The sequence below is a fragment of the Staphylococcus sp. FSL W8-0774 genome, from assembly GCF_038006785.1.
Lineage (GTDB): Bacteria > Bacillota > Bacilli > Staphylococcales > Staphylococcaceae > Staphylococcus > Staphylococcus pasteuri.
The window spans coordinates 245,384-262,531 of sequence record NZ_JBBOVW010000001.1 but is presented as its reverse complement, the minus strand read 5'-3'; the positions used below and the strand labels follow the sequence as shown (position 1 = coordinate 262,531).

Genomic DNA, 17,148 nt, shown 5'->3' with positions numbered 1-17,148 from the left:
TCTTTTTAATGATTTATTTTAATCCTCCTAAAGTTAATGCCATTATTGCTTTAATTGAATGTAAACGATTCTCTGCTTGCTTAAAAATAATAGAATACGAACTATTAAATACTTCATCAGTAATCTCCATTTCAGAGAGTCCATATTTCTGATAAACTTCGTTACCTACTTTAGTTTGTGTATTATGGAAAGCTGGCAAACAATGTAGTACTTTTACATTCGGATTTTGAACTTTTTTAATTATTGACATGTTCACTTGATAAGGTTTTAACATTGCTACACGTTCTTCTATAACATTTTCAGGTTCTCCCATTGAAAACCAAACATCAGTATATAGAGCATCTGTTTGATATATTGTATTATCTATTTCACTACTTAATTGTATTGTCGCCCCAGTTTGTTGTGCGTATTCTTTAGCCATAGTCACTACTTTTTCTTGTGGTAATCGTGACGTAGGTGCAACAATGTTTACATTGACACCTAATAAAGCGCCTGTAACTAATAAATCACTAGCAACATTATTTTGAGCGTCACCTATAAAAGTCAACGTTTTCCCTTCCAATGTACCCCATTCCTCTTTTAAAGTCATGAAGTCAGCTAACATTTGAGTAGGATGCCATTCATTCGTTAACCCATTCCAAACTGGTACATTTGCATATCTTGCTAATGTTTCCACATCATCATGTTCATGCCCTCTAAATTCAATACCATCATACATACTTCCCAATACTTTAGCAGTATCATAAATAGATTCTTTTTTACCTAAATGAATTTCATTTTGACCAAAATAATCAACATTCATTCCTAAATCATGTGCCGCTACACTGAAAGCAGCTCGAGTACGTGTTGATGGTTTTTCAAAAATAATAGCTATATTTTTATTTGGAAGTAATTGATGTGATTGATTATTTTTCTTTTCATCTTTTAATTGTCGTGCTTTTTCAATAATATAATTCAATTCTTCTTTAGTATAATCAGTCGATTTTAAAAAACATTTACCTTCAAAGTTAAATTCTCTCATGTCATCAACTCCTTGATAACATATTACAATAAAATTAATATAGATTCAATATAATGATTATTTATGCATGAATTAAAAAGCGCTTTTCCCTTTGTTATTCTGATTAGTTGCTATCTAATCTGAAGCAAAATACGTTTTCTATGTATATATGTTTTTGTAATATAAAACTATTTCATGATGTTTCTCATGAAACATTTTAAAAGAAAAAGACTAAGCAACAATCATATTATTATCTTTCAAAAATAATTTTCTACATTTCAAGCAAGTTAATCTATTTATTTATATCTTCTTGTTTTTACTTTGAAATTAAGACTACTCGATGTCTACCGTAAGACAAACCTAAGTGTGACGTATATTAAAAAAGCCTTTCATTGTCTCATTCACAATGAAAAGCTTTTAACTATATAAATATTATTCAACGCCGACATCTTCCCATGATTGATTTACTTTGTCTGCAGTGGATTTATCATATAAATCAAGTGCTGCTTGATGTAATGATTTCTTTGCATCTTCAAAATCAGAATTTGAAGAAAGATATTGTGTTAATGTTCGATAATAAATTTGTTCTGCTTTATCTTTACCAATACGTTTGATAGTTAAGTACGCAGCTTTGTTAGGTATACCAGAATTGGTATGTACTCCGCCATTATCTTCTTGAGTTTTTGAATAATGTTTCATATTAGATGGTTGATCATATTGTTCAGGTTTAGACATACTTCTAAGTGCATCGCCTTTAACATTAGGTGTGTATATATCTTCACCTATTAAAAAGTTATCACTATCAATAAAGTATGCAAAGGTATCAGAAATACTTTCATTTAAGGCTCCCGGTTGATTTTCATATACTAAATCCGCTGTTTCTTGGGTGATTCCATGTGTAATTTCATGTGCTACAACATCTTTAGCACCAGAGAATGGTAAATAATTTTCATTATCGCCATCACCATAAATCATTTTGTCTCCAATCCATGCAGCATTATTTCGATTGTCTTCATTCTCAAATTGGTTAACATGTGTCAGTGAATCGATAGTACTTCCTTTATCATCATAAGATTCTCGCCCAAATTTATTTTTATAATACTCGTAAACGTCTTTAGCATAGTCATTAGCGTCTACGCCAGCTCGTTGGGACTGACTTACAAAGTTTTTATCTTTATCAGTCATTAGTTTCGAATCACCTGATTTATCATTATAGTCATAAGCTGAAATTTCACCTTGATGTGTCACATCTTGCAGTGCATATCCTTTTTTCTGACTATTGATATTAATTTTTTTGTTTTTATTTAGTACACTTTTGCCTGTACCTTTAGTAGCAGCATGTTGCATATTATTTAATTTATCAACGACCTCACCTGTTTGGGCATCTACTTGTATAGTCCAGTGAGATATTTTAGGGTATGTTGTTACGATTTCAATATTATAAACATATTTATTATGTTGACCACTAATTTGGATATTATTCTCTTTAACAACATTATCTTTAAAGTTTTTAGCTTTATTTGATGACATAGAAATAGATTCGAATGCTTTATTCAGAGCTTCGTTTTTATTAATTTCAATACTATTACTTGGCTTAATTTCACCACCACTCGTATTTCCATTTATAAGAACTACTTTCCCTTTTTGATCTGTATGTATTTTAACTTCTCTATCAGGCACATATGTATTTTTAAACTTTGGCTGTAAAGTGTAATGTGTATAACCTAATTGGTCAGTTTTCACCTCAACAGTTTTGTAATGTTTATATTGTTTTTTCGCATTTTTATCATTAGGTAATACTTTTAATGCTTGGAATGCTTTATGTTTTTCTGTAATTTCTATTTTACTTTTAGTTGATGACTGTTCGATCTTAGCATCGGCATTTCCACTATAAATAGAACTGCTTAATGTTAATAATGAGATGCCTGAAATAGCAATTTTTGAAATTTTATTCATAGAACTCCTCCATTTATTCACAAAATTTATAATCTCCCCCAATAATATTTATATTTTTCAAAAAAGTAAATGCAAATTTCATAAAATACTTTGAATATTCTTTATAAAACACAATAAAAAAGACGTCATTTAATATATGACGTCTGTAAAAAATCTTATTTTATTTAATTTTTTTGATAGCTTTATCTTCTTTTACAGCTACTTTAGTTTTTTCATAACCAATTACTATACGGTCAATTTTACCTTTAGAAGAGTCAAACCATACTGTTTCACCTTTTTTATTAGGTTGGTAATAATAGATACCAGTATTATTATTTTTACCATTATTTACTTTTTTCAAATCTTTACCATATGATTTTTGTAAATCAGTTAGCTTCAATTGTTTTTTCAATGGAATATCAACTAGTGAAGCCTTTTTAGTTTTTTTATCATATTGGCGGAATAATTGATCTGATTTAACAATATTTTTTGTTGAATTTGTTGATGCAATTTTTATACCATTAAATGTTACATTTTGAGCTTTGATAGCATTTTTGAAGTTTTTATCTAATACGAATTTTGCATCGTAGCCTGCGTCACCTTTATAAGTATAATATGCATTATGTTGTTGTGTAGTTGCTGCATGAGCAGTAGTATTTACAACTGGCGTCGCACTCGCTGATGCACTTAATAATGTTCCAAAAGCTAATGTAGACGCAATAATTGTTTTAGTCTTTTTATTCATGAGAGTACCTCACTTTCTTTATCTGTTACTATGTCTCTCAATGAGACTTCTAAATTATACGCTATCGGTCAAAGACATACAATTAAAAGCAGTTGTTATTACATATTTGTAATATTCAAATTGTTGATGAACATAAAACACTTGTAAACATAATTAATTTTTAACATTCTTCTAAATATGTAGTTAGCAGTTGGATATAATAGTCTATGAATTTTAAATAATCCGCTTTATTTACACACTCGTCGATTTGATGAGGTCCTTTTCCTGGTCCAATCATTAAAAATGGAAAAGCATCTGTTTTACCTTTTAATAAATTAGATGCGTCTGTAACTGCAACAGTTGGTGTAATCACTAATTCTGATTGATTGAAGTAATTTGTCGCTAACTGATGTCCTAATTTAAACAAACGATTGTCTCCAGTAGTCACTACAGGATCCAAATCTAAATATATGTCGTGCGTTAATTTTGCTCCTTTATCATTTGCCATGTTGATATATTTTTCAAATAAAGCTTTAACTTTTTCATTATTGTATTCAGGAATCGTTCTAATATTAAATTCAGCAGTTGCATAATCTGGAACTGAATTTACTTGAGTGCCACCTTTAATGATGCTATTTGTCATAACAAGACCTTGTATTCTAGTTTGCACTTCTTCTTTACTAACATAACTAGGTAACTGACTAGCCATTTGGTCGACCATATTACCATAGTTTAATGCTGTACCTTTTATATTTTGAGTGATTTCTTCATATTCTTTATTAATATTTTGAATAAATTCGATCAGTGGTGTGATCGCATTTTCTCCCATAAACGGTGTTGAACTATGGCTCGAACGACCTTTAGATGTAATTCTAATATCCATAGAACCCTTATGTGCATATACAATACTTGGATATGATGGCTCAGCTATCACTAGTGCATCTACGTCATCCATATAACCTTTACGATATAATTGCTCTGATCCGGCTTGTTCCATTTCTTCTCCAGCAGTTGCTAATAATTTAATTGTTCCTTTAGGTAATTGGCCACTTTCTTTAATTTCTATCATTGCTATCACTAATGCCGCTAGTCCTGATTTCATATCGGCAGCACCTCTACCGTATAAATAGCCATCTCGTTCTGTTAACTCAAATGGAGGCGATGTCCATTCCTCATGATTTCCTTCATGTACAACATCCATGTGACCTGAAACTGCAATTACTGGCTTTCCTGAGCCAATTGTTGCAATAAGATTTGCACGTTTATCTGATACTCTGTCTATTTCAGATTCAATATTATATTTGTTAAGACATTGCTGTAAATACAACGCTACCTCTAATTCATTATCATTAACTGTAGGAATAGATACAATATCTGATAAAATTTTTACCTTTTCTTCGTTAGTTAATACGGCCATAAATTTCACTTTCTTTCCTATCATATTTGAAGTCAATTAACATTCTTCATTAAAAATATAATTAAATGATATGTTCTTATTCAGAAAATTGATTATAATATAATTAATTATCATCGAAGTTAATGGAGGATATGCTTTTGAAAAAAATATTAGCAAGTATTGTCGTTTTAGCACTTGTAATAGCATTAGGATTTTCTGTTTTCGCAGCTTTAACTCATCAAAATAAATCATCACATCACAAAACAAATCATCAAACTGAAGACAAAGATAAAAAGAAAGACTCTAAAGATAAAAAACAAACAACTACTAAACAGCAGGAGCCTGTTCAAACTGAGCCTTCATCGTCTCAACAACCAAGTAATACACGCTCTAATAGTTCAGCTAGTCAACAAACGATTCAAAAATCAAATAAAAATAATAATCAAACGTCTCAAAATCAATCAACACAAGCCAAACAATCAACACAACCTGCACAATCTTCACAACGTAGTAGTAATCAACCAACTCGTTCACAACAACCATCAGCATCTAAGAAACAAAATCAATCTAATACGAGTACAGAAACTCCTAAAGCTAACAATGGACAAACTACTAACCAAAATGCGAATCACTCATCGCAGAATAACAGTAGTAATTCAAATAAACAGAACAAATCAGAATAAAATAAGAAATAGGGTTAGGTCATTCTCACACAGGCTCAATGAGCTGAATGTCTAATCCTTTTTTGTTTTGATTTTAATTAAATCTCACTTCAATCTTTCCACTTAGCGCTAACTATTTCATCAAAATCATCACTTATTATCTTCATATCAATGAATTATATTAATATATTATAATATTATTTAAAAATGATTTTGTGTGCAAGTAACTTCTCTTAAGAAAATCACAAAAAAATTCTAGCACCAAGACATTAATTAACTGTCTTAAGTGCTAGAATCTAATTGTTATTATTCGGTTACATTACTTTCATCAACTTTAGCTGAGACTTTTCTCATTAGAGGATCAGTAATCGGTTTAAGTACTACACCTATAATTATAAACGCTAATCCAAATGCTGCTAAAATAATCACTTTTGTAATTAAAATTTCAGGCACAATACCTCCTACTGTTTCACGTAAAGCGTCAATAGCGTAAGTAAATGGCAAGTACGGTGATATCGTTTGGAAGAATTTAGGCGTTGTTTGAATTGGGAACGTTCCGCCACCGCCTGCAATTTGTAATACTAAGAAAATAATGGCAATTGCTTTACCTGGATTTCCTAATAACGATACACATGTATAGATAATTGAGTTAAATACTAACGAGCAGAACACTGCTATCGTTACGAATAATAATGGTGATTCAACAGCTGCTTTTAATATTACCAAATCTCCTATAGATACAATTAATGATTGAACAATACCTAATAAGAAGAAAAAGCCTGCTTTGCCCATGAAAATTTCGCGTGGTGTGAGTATCGGTTTCAATGATTCATGTTTATTGTCTACTGATAATAAACTCACCATCAATAACCCACCTACCCATATAGATAATGCAGTGTAGAATGGCGTCATTCCTGATCCATAATCTTTAACTGGGAAGACATCTGTTGTCTTTTTATTAATTGGATGAGCAATGACATCAGCTTGTTTTTTCAAATCATTTTTTAGAGTATCGATTAAATTATCAACAGCGTCATCTTTATCCAATTGCTTGAAAATTTTATTTGCTTTTTTCAAGTCTTTTTCAACGCCTGGTAATTTATTTTCAGAGAAGTCAGCTAAGTTAGACAATGCTTCTTTAGCTCTAGGTTGATTTTTATCTAGTAGATTAACTGCATTATCATACCTACTGAACAATGATGGTAAATTATCATTTACTGATTGTGTTGCATTAGCTAAGCGTTGTTCTAATCCAGGCAAGTCATTTCTCACAAAGTCTGCAGCCTTACCAACATCTTTTTTCACAGTTGGGAAATACGCTTGCGCTGTTTTCATGGCATTAATATATGCTTGTTCAATGCTAGGCAATACTGTTTGAATACGCTCAATTCGTTTTTGGCCGCTATCTAAAATACTTTGACCTGAATTGATCACTTGGTTAATTGAATTTAATTTAGATTGTACATTTGATAATGTTTGTTGTCCTTCAGATAATTGTGAAGTAATGTCATTTGAGATGTTTAATAAGTTTTGATTTAATTCTTTCTTAATATACGTACGGAATTGACTTAATGCACTATTTGTATCTTTGATATTTTTTAATACATTAACCGCTTCTGCTTTACCAGAACTTCCATTTGATAATGCATCGATTAATTGATTTGTAGTTCTTAATTGTTTGTTCAATTGATTGTTTGCAGATTTAATTTGTTTAATTTCTTTAGACAAATCAACATCTTCATTTTTCTCAAGTTCTGATAAGATATCGATAAATTGTTGATTATATTTTGTAGCATTTTCTAATCTTGATTTAATATTATCTAATGGTTCTTTAAACTCAGATGGCTTATCTGATGACAAAATACCATAAGATACATTTTTCAGCGCATCCATATCTTTTTGTGATGCGTTTGCTTGTACATCACTCATATTGGATAGTGATAATAACGATTCAGTCAATGCAGTATTCATTGATTTCACATCATTTGAAGTAACAAACTCATTAGAATTACTATTTTCATTATTACCAGATGTACTCAATGATTTCGTTTTAATATTTGAATTATAACTATGTCCTTCATCATGCTGTTTACCATGTGCACTCTGTTGACTTGTATTAGTTTGTTGTCGTAAGTCTTGGTTCACATTATTATTAGCATTTTGTGCTCGTCCAGCTGCGTCTTGGTAATCACCAACTCTATTTTGAACTTGAGTTAAAAATCCTTTAGCATCAGTCAATTGATCGTTTGCTTCATCAATACCTTGTCCTGCAATAGATACCCCTTTATTTATTTTAGGGAATTGTGCTGGTACATCATTCGCTGCAACATTCAAGACGCGTTCAATGTTAGGCATATAATTATTTAAAGCTAAAATTAATTTTGCCCTTTCGTTTAATGCAGGAATTGATGCATTGACTTGATTGAGTTTTTCTTGTGCATCTAAAATATCACCTTTATAATTACCAAGATTTCTAAATTGATTCGCATATTGATCAAGGTCATCCTGATGGTCATTTAAGTAGATAATTTTATCTTTAAATTTATTTATTTCTGGTAATGATTTATTAGCTGCGTACACTGCATTTTTAATTTTATTAATTGTAGGTACTTCGTCTTCAATTTTCAATCCTACTTTATTTGCTTCTGCAAGTAACGCTTTGGTCACAGTTTGGTTAAATTGTTCATTGGCTTTTTCTACTACCATCGAAGAACCTGTATCTGTTAGTTTTGCAGCTACAGCATTAATTTTTTGATTAACTTTGAAATCAACATCCGCCTTTTCAGGATGCTTTCTTAAAGTACCTGTAATTTGGTGTGTAAACTTACTTGGTATGTATATGCCTGCATAGTATTTCCCCATTTTTATTTCATGATCAGCTTTTTCTCGACTTACAAATTGCCAATCAAAGCTATCATTTTTCTTAAGTGTTTGTACCATTTTGTTACCGACGTTAATTTCTTTTCCTCTTACTTTGTCACCTTTATCTTCATTAACAATTGCCACTTTAATATGTCCAGTATTACCATACGGATCCCACATTGCCCACAAGTTAAACCAAGCATAAAATGAAGGTAATATAGCTAAACCTGCTAAAATCACCCAAACTGCCGGTGTCTTAGCAATTTTCTTTAAATCCGTTTTAAACAGTTTCAGTGCGTTTTTCATTGTCACACTCCTAAAAACAATTTATTAACTTTTCTACCTATTTTGTCACAGTCTTTATACTCATTTTATCAAATGTTATTTTACATTTTTCTAAAAACAATTTATTTTTCTTATAAAGGTTAGTATAATACATTTTGTTAGGTTATTATAATTCGTTGATATGTATCAACTATAAATGCCATAAATTAAATTATATCAAATTCAAGGTATATAGCACAATAATATTTAAATTTTCAAGGGAGCTTAATATAGATGTCTAAAGACAAATTCTTAATTTATTTACTTTCAACTACTTTAATCGTGCCATCTCTAACAACAGCACCCATAGCCCATGCTGAAGATGATCAAACACCTACACATTCGTCATCTTCACAACGCACTCAATCTCAAAGTAATGCTGATAAAAAGAGTGGTCAAGTTACTTCATCAACAAATGATAATAATGACGAAGAAGATAAAGACAAAGATCATGATACCTCTCAAAGTGATAAAGAAGCTAAAAATAAATCTTCACGTCATGATTCTAAAAATAATCAATCAAAAGAAGAGAATCATTCATCACATCATTCTACACAAACATCTGTCACTGATGATAATTATAAAAAATCCCATCAGCCAACTAATGTTATCAATCAATTTTATGATGGATTATCTTTTTCACAATCTGATTTCAATCGTTTGTGGTCACCAGATAAATATGACAATAGTTTTAGTTTAACGACATTAATTCAAAATCTATTTCATTTTGACACTGATATTTCAGACTATGAACAACCAACTCGCGATGAAGAGAAAGATAATCAAAATTCCGATGATCAAGATACTAACGATGATGTAACGAGTGACGAAAGTAAAAGCAATTTAGATAACGCATCATCTAATAACAATTTAGAACAAGATGACAATAATCAAAACGATCAAACTACATCAAATGATGATCAAACAGATCATGATAACAATGATTCTGATAATGCAACACAAGAAACAAATGATGATGCATCTCAAAGCTCAAACACAAGCCATTCAAGTCAATCAAATACTAAGAATGACGATAATACTGATTCATCAAATCAAAGTATCTCAGATTCTGCGATTGATTCTATTTTAGATGAATATAGTGAAGATGCAACGAAGACACAAAACCAATATCAATCTTCTAAAAAGAAAGAAACTCGCGATGAGAATCATTCAGAAGAACAACAAAAAGACGATACACAACAAGATATCAAGAATCCTCAATTACCAACACCTGACGAATTAAAACACAAGACGAAACCAGCACAATCATTTGAAAGTGATTTTAAAAAGTCTAATACACGTTCAACTGGTCTATTCCAACAATTACCAACATTACAAGATGGTCATTTAACAGATGGGGATATCAATGTTGTAGATAGTAAAAACACAAGAGACTTTATAAAATCTATCGCCAAAGACGCACATCAAATAGGCCAAAAAGAAGATATTTATGCTTCGGTTATGATGGCACAAGCAATCCTAGAATCTGACTCAGGTAACAGTGCGCTTGCCCAAAAACCTAACTTCAATTTATTTGGAATTAAAGGCGATTATCATGGTCAATCTGTTTCATTTAACACATTAGAAGCTGATAGCTCAAATAGTATGTATAATATAACAGCTGGATTCCGTAAATACCCTAATACCAAAGCTTCATTAGAAGATTATGCTAATTTAATTAAAGGTGGTATCGATGGTAATCCAACAATTTATCAACCGACATGGAAAAGTAAGGCATCTACATATCAGTCAGCAACATTACACTTATCACGCACGTATGCCACTGATCCAAACTATGCTAAAAAATTAAATAGTATTATTAAACATTATCATTTAACTGACTTTGATAAGAAAAAAATGCCAAGTTTAGATAAATATAATCATTCTATTAAGAATGACGATCAGTCACAATCAAGTTTCAAACCATTCGAAGAAAGTCAAGGTAGTGCTGGCTATCCGCAAGGTCAATGTACTTGGTATGTAGACCAACGTATGAAACAATTTAATGAATATATCCATAATAATATGGGAGATGCTCATAATTGGAATAACCGTGCAGAAAAAGAAGGCTACCATGTATCATCTACACCTAAAAAGCACACTGCTGTTGTTTTTGAAGCTGGTCAATTAGGTGCAGACACACAATATGGCCATGTAGCTTTTGTAGAAAAGGTTAATTCAGATGGTTCAATTATTATCTCAGAATCTAATGTTAAAGGATTAGGTGTCATTTCATATAGAACAATTGATGCGAGTGACGCTTCACAACTTGATTATATTACTGGTAAATAATTTCAAACTATAAAAAAATGGACGAGACAATATTAAATTTGCCTCGTCCATTTTTATTTTGATGTTACTGTTGATGATGTTTTCGTTTATGTCTGCTTATCCAAATAAGACTTGCCCCGAATAATGCAACAACAATTGAAATTGGCATCCAGTGTTGTTTGATTGTTTGTCCTGCTTCTGGTAATGATAGATTACCGTCATCATTAAATAACCCTTCTAACAGACCATCTCCAGAACCTAGTGTCAATCCCTTTTCTGGTGTAGGTGTTGGTATATCTTCAATTCCATCCAATAAACTACGTCCTGAATTTAATTGATCCAATAAGCTTGAATTATTATTATTCGAATGTTGATTGATTCTATCAAAGATACTCGGTCTATCTTTAATAGGAGATATAATGTAATCTAAATCTTTCTTAGCACTATCAACTTTATGTTGTAATTGTAGTAAGTCATTTGCTTTACCGTTAATTGCAGATTTAATTAAGTCTAACGTACTCGCTTTATCGGTTTGAATACGATTAATGATGTCTGCCAACACTTTGGCTTTTCCTTGTTCAATACGAGTGGCTAATATCGTTTCAATGGCTTGTCTTTTATCTTTAGCATTATTTAATACGTCATTTAAGATATCATCTGCAGTGACGTTCCCTTGTTTATCAATTTGCTGTTTTAACTGATCTATAATTTGTTGATTATTTAAATTTCCATTTGCTAGTTGATTGGCGATACGTTCTGCTTCTTTGTCACCTAATCGGGTAGAAAGTAATTGTTTAATCAATTGTTGCTTATCTTTAGACTGGTCTAGCATTGATTTTAAAATGTTATCTGATGAAGTATGGGATAAGTTATCAAATTGTTTTGCAATTTGATTAGCGATTTGTTCATCTGATCGACCTTTGGTTTGTATTTTTTTCAGTGTTTGATTCGCTTCATTTTGGCTCATAACGTTATTTAATATCGCTTTAACTGATTTATTTTTGTCTTTAGAGTTATTGAGCTCATCAAGTATTAAATCACGTTGTTGATTTGTACGATTTTGAGTTTGACGAATATCTCGTTTCAATTCCTTTTTACTTTGAGTAGATAATTCACTTTGTTGATTAACATTATTTTCTAATTGCTTTAAGGCATCTTGTTTATTATTCAAATATTGACCATTATTTGCATGACTTTCAGCTAATTTTTTAGAAATATCATGATCAATTTTGTCGCTGCCTTCTAACTTTTTAGTAACATCATTCACTTTATCTTTAGCTTTATTATTAGTACTCTCTGAATTTGTATCTTTGATTAATTGTTGAACTTGAGATGATGTTTGATTTTCTTTATCTTCAACATTATTTTGCTTTTGCAAATTACTCTTCGTTTGTTCTTTATGATTGGATTGTACTTTCTTAGAATTGTTTGATGGTTCAACTTTTTCCAGTTGATCATTGTTGTTATCTTCTTCGCCATTTATTGTTGCATCTTGTTTGATTTTATCCAAATCATCGATGATATTGCCCTTTTTATCATCTGAATTCGTTTTATCAAGTTGTTGATTTTGTTCCTCGGTTACATCTTTATCATTATCGGAATAGGAATCTCCTTCACTTAGTTGACTATTATCAACTTTCGAGGATGAAATGTCTAAATCCTTTAACATTTTGTCTAAATTCTCTGTCACATCTTTATTATCATCAGTATTACTGGAATGATTTACTTGTGAATTTGATTTTTCATTCTCAGTACTCTTAGCAGTCTGTTTCTTTATTGTTTTTATTTTTGTATCTTCTTGCTTAGCATTTTTAATAATTTTGTCCAAATTAGTATTATCAGTCACGTCATCCAATTGTTCTAGATAATCTTGCTGTTTTTCTTCATTCAAATGGCTGAGTTGTTTAATGTCATGTTTAGCTTTTTTGATTTGACCTTGCAAACTTTCTTCTTTCGATTCAAGTGTGCTATAAGATGATGAATCCTTTGCTTGGACTTTCATATTATTTGTAAAACCATATCCAATCATTGAGCCACTGATTAAAAGCGCTGAACAAGATAGTTTCAAACATATGCTGACTTTATTTGTTTGTTTATATTTCATGTTTTCAATCTCCTTTAGCCGATTAGCAATTTTAAATTTGTTTTTATTATATAACAAACTCCTATAAAATTACACTTTACATTTTAAATAGAAGGTATTTGATATCCTTATAAATTTTATCAAACAAATACGTTGTATTTCTATGTATATAGCTTTATAATTCAACCAAGCTAAATTAATTGGTTTTTGTATATAATTTAACTTAATTAAATTTAAAAGGAGTTTTTCAGATGGCAGAGTCAATTTATTCTACTACTATTATTAGTAATGGTGGTCGAGATGGTCGTGTATTTAGCCCGGACAATACTTTCGTACAAAATTTAGCGACGCCTAAAGAAATGGGTGGTCAAGGCGGTAACGACACTAACCCTGAACAATTATTCGCTGCAGGATATAGTGCTTGTTTTAACAGTGCTTTGTCTTTAATTCTATCTCGTAACAAAGTCAACGATGCAAATCCTGAAGTAGAAATAACGATTGAATTAGTTAAAGATTCTACGGATAACGGTTTTAAATTAGCTGCAGACATTCAAGTTACTTTAGAGAATGTATCTCAAGAAGAAGCAGAACAATATGTTGAACAAGCTCATCAATTCTGCCCATATTCTAAAGCAACACGTGGAAATATTGATGTTTCGTTAAAAGCAATTGCTCAATAATAGTAGATAATTTTTAATTACCCCTATGATTTCATTAATATATATTAAATATCTTGAAAGTGGTGGAGAATGAATGATTCTCCCCACTTTTTTTAATATTTTATGATCTTATTCAAAATATAATGGTAAACAAGTACATCCCTATCCCAATTTTCAACAGTTATATTCAAAAACATCCTATTTCACTAATTATTTATATAAATTAAGGGAATAAGGTACAACAAGCTCTATAATTAATTCCCTATTCAATGAGAACAACAACGTTACAGCTAACATTATCAATTAATTTTCCAACAATTTTTGCAATCTGTTTCATTTTTCAACGCCTTAAAAAAATTAATGGTGTTTCATATAGTTGAATCTTGTTAAATTGATAAATGTAACTTTTACACACCATAGATTTCACTCAATTAAATTGAGCTTAACTTCATATGTACGACATAAGTTTACTAATAAAAAAACAAATAGGAGGAAATGTCTTGGCAAAACTTTTATACAAATTAGGCAAATTTATCGCTGAGCACAAATGGTTAAGCATTATTTCATGGCTTATCATTCTTGGCGTAATTATCACACCACTATTGATAAGCTCCCCAAAATTCGATAGTGATATCACTATGAATGGACTTAAATCATTAGACACAAATGACAAAATGTCTAAAGAATTCCATCAAGATAGTGAGAAGGCATCGATGAAAATTGTGATTCATTCTGATAAAAAGAATGGCATCACTGATAAAAATACTAAAAAAGACATAGAAAAAGCTTTAGATAATATTAAACAAGACGATGATTACGTACAAAATGTAAGTAATCCATATGAAACAAATCAAGTAAATGATGATAAAGATACTGCTATTGCAACAGTAAACTATGTTGTAAATCAAACATCATTACAAGATTCTTCTAAAAAAATTATCAATCGAGAAATGAAAGATGTTAAAGATGACCACAATGTTCAAATAGAACAAACAACTGGAAGCTCAATGAATTCTGAAATTGGTGGTAATTCAGAACTTGTTGGTATCATCACAGCATTTATTATTTTATTAATTACATTTGGCTCATTAATCGCTGCAGGTATGCCGATTGTAAGTGCCTTAATCGGTTTAGCTTCAAGTGTGGGAATCATTTCATTACTAACTAATGTATTTGACATTCCAAACTTCACATTGACGCTAGCAGTAATGATTGGTTTGGCAGTTGGTATCGACTACTCCTTATTTATTTTATTTAGATATAAAGAAATTAGGAAAAAAGGTACACCTCCTGTTGAATCCATCGCTTTAGCAGTTGGAACAGCCGGAAGCGCCGTTATCTTTGCCGGATTAACAGTAATGATTGCTGTCTGTGGATTATCATTAGTAGGTATTGACTTCTTAGCAGTTATGGGATTCTCTTCTGCACTTAGTGTTTTATTTGCTGTATTAGCAGCCTTAACACTATTACCTGCATTAATTAGTGTATTCCATAAACAAATTAAGATTAAAAACAAACCAGAAAATAATAAAGACCCTAAAGATCATAAATGGGCAAATTTCGTAGTTGGTAAACCTATAATTGCAATTATTATTAGTTTAATCATTTTAATTATCGCTATCATACCTGTATCCGGAATGAGATTAGGTATCCCAGATGATAGTCTTAAAGCTAATGATTCATCAGCACATAAAGCTTACAACTTAATCACAGATAACTTTGGTGCAGGCTATAATGGACAAATTGCAATGCTTGTTAACACTAAAGATGGCGGTAGCAAAAAATCTATCGAATCTGATTTAAACAGCATGAGAAAAGATATTAAAGACATGGATAATGTAGATACTGTGGAAAAACCACAATTAAATGATAATAATCATTATGCACTTATCCAAGTTATTCCAGAAGATGGTCCTAACGCTAAATCTACAAACGATTTAGTTTATGATTTACGTGATTACAATAAAGATGCTAAAGAAAAATACGATTTCAATTCTGAAATAACAGGTCAAAGTGTTATTAACATTGATATGTCAGAAAAACTTAACAACGCTATTCCAGTATTTGCAGGCGTTATCGTATTATTAGCCTTTGTATTATTAGTATTTGTCTTCCGTTCAATCCTTGTACCATTAAAAGCAGTACTTGGTTTCGTACTTTCATTAATGGCTACATTAGGTTTCACAACTTTAGTAATGCAAGATGGTTTCTTAGGTGGCTTATTCGGTGTCGAAAACACTGGACCAATATTAGCCTTCTTACCTGTTATAACAATAGGCTTACTCTTCGGTTTAGCTATCGACTATGAATTATTCTTAATGACACGTGTTCATGAAGAATATAGTAAGACTGGCGATAACGACCACTCTATTAGAGTAGGTATTAAAGAAAGTGGCCCAGTTATTGTTGCTGCAGCATTGATTATGTTCAGTGTGTTTATTGCTTTCGTTTTCCAAGATGATATGGCAATTAAATCAATGGGTATTTCTCTAGCATTCGGTGTTTTATTTGATGCATTTGTAGTACGAATGACATTAATTCCAGCATTAACAAAATTATTCGGTAAAGCTTCATGGTACATGCCTAAATGGTTGCGTAACATCCTCCCTGAATTAGATATCGAAGGTAAAGCATTAGAACAAGATTCAAATAGAGCTAATTCTCAAGCACATTATAATGAAGATGATTATAATGCTTATGCCGATGACCGTCGTCAAAGAGAAGATAGAAATAGTGTAAGCAACCAATATCGTTTAGATGAGCAACGTCGTTTCCATAATGAAAATGGACAACATTATAACGACAACCGTGATCATTCAACATATACTAGTGAATCACACTTATCTCGACTTTCTTCAAACGAACCTAATGATGATGTAGATTATGAATCTTTATATAACAAAGAAGGAAATGGACAATATGTTGGTAATCGCAGAAATGATGATTACAGACACTACGATAGTCCAAATAATTATGATAACCATAACACTTCGTACGCACGTCGTTCTCAATCAAATCAACAAAGCAATGAAGTACGTACGACTGAATTATTTAAAGATTTATCAAGTAAATCAAATGGTCAAGATGTGTTATTCCATGCTCTAATGTTATATGCAAGAGAAAATGATCACGATGTTTATAATCAATATAATCATCACTCTGATCAACAATCTCATGACGACACTCACCGTAATAACGATAGAGATAGATATTAATTTTTAATAGGAGGAAA

Annotated in this window: 10 protein-coding genes; 4 read left to right on the top strand and 6 right to left on the bottom strand. The window is 31.0% G+C overall.

From position 1 onward, the window contains the following. Window positions 1–13 precede the first annotated feature (13 nt). The 4 genes from argF to NSQ15_RS01130 form a co-directional block, all read right to left on the bottom strand. Window positions 14–1,021, bottom strand: coding sequence for an ornithine carbamoyltransferase (argF, locus tag NSQ15_RS01145; protein ID WP_070453314.1), 1,008 nt, complete (start codon window positions 1,019–1,021; stop codon window positions 14–16). 411 nt (window positions 1,022–1,432) lie between these two features. Then, a complete protein-coding gene (locus NSQ15_RS01140) occupies window positions 1,433–2,956 on the bottom strand; it encodes a M4 family metallopeptidase (RefSeq protein WP_070453317.1) in 1,524 nt (507 codons plus the stop codon). A gap of 160 nt (window positions 2,957–3,116) precedes the next feature. After that, window positions 3,117–3,680 (bottom strand): immunodominant staphylococcal antigen IsaB family protein, encoded by a 564-nt coding sequence (gene isaB, locus NSQ15_RS01135; protein WP_154873984.1) that lies wholly within the window; start codon window positions 3,678–3,680, stop codon window positions 3,117–3,119. 160 nt (window positions 3,681–3,840) lie between these two features. Then, the gene (locus tag NSQ15_RS01130) at window positions 3,841–5,076 is read right to left on the bottom strand and encodes an ArgE/DapE family deacylase (RefSeq protein WP_070453323.1); all 1,236 of its coding nucleotides are present in this window, start codon (window positions 5,074–5,076) and stop codon (window positions 3,841–3,843) included. 137 nt (window positions 5,077–5,213) lie between these two features. On the opposite strand from NSQ15_RS01130, the gene NSQ15_RS01125 reads away from it, so the two are divergent. After that, complete coding sequence (locus NSQ15_RS01125; RefSeq protein WP_029055911.1) at window positions 5,214–5,738, top strand: hypothetical protein; 525 nt, start codon at window positions 5,214–5,216, stop codon at window positions 5,736–5,738. A gap of 285 nt (window positions 5,739–6,023) precedes the next feature. Here the strand turns inward: NSQ15_RS01125 and NSQ15_RS01120 are convergent, their stop codons facing one another. Then, window positions 6,024–8,885, bottom strand: a complete 2,862-nt coding sequence (locus NSQ15_RS01120; protein WP_070453327.1) for a YhgE/Pip domain-containing protein — start codon at window positions 8,883–8,885, stop codon at window positions 6,024–6,026. Between the two features lie 252 nt (window positions 8,886–9,137). Between NSQ15_RS01120 and NSQ15_RS01115 the strand changes: the two genes are divergently transcribed. After that, window positions 9,138–11,195 carry an amidase domain-containing protein gene (locus NSQ15_RS01115; RefSeq protein WP_340746878.1) on the top strand — a complete coding sequence of 686 codons (2,058 nt, stop codon included), beginning with the start codon at window positions 9,138–9,140 and terminating at the stop codon, window positions 11,193–11,195. A 64-nt stretch (window positions 11,196–11,259) separates the two neighbouring features. On the opposite strand, the gene NSQ15_RS01110 is transcribed toward NSQ15_RS01115, so the two are convergent. Beyond that, complete coding sequence (locus NSQ15_RS01110; protein ID WP_154873981.1) at window positions 11,260–13,278, bottom strand: cell wall anchor protein; 2,019 nt, start codon at window positions 13,276–13,278, stop codon at window positions 11,260–11,262. A gap of 230 nt (window positions 13,279–13,508) precedes the next feature. Here NSQ15_RS01110 and NSQ15_RS01105 point away from each other — a divergent pair, with 230 nt between their 5' ends. Beyond that, window positions 13,509–13,937 (top strand): organic hydroperoxide resistance protein, encoded by a 429-nt coding sequence (locus NSQ15_RS01105; protein WP_017637249.1) that lies wholly within the window; start codon window positions 13,509–13,511, stop codon window positions 13,935–13,937. Window positions 13,938–14,416: 479 nt separating this feature from the next. Next, complete coding sequence (locus NSQ15_RS01100) at window positions 14,417–17,131, top strand: MMPL family transporter (RefSeq protein ID WP_070453336.1); 2,715 nt, start codon at window positions 14,417–14,419, stop codon at window positions 17,129–17,131. The last annotated feature ends 17 nt before the right edge of the window (window positions 17,132–17,148 follow it).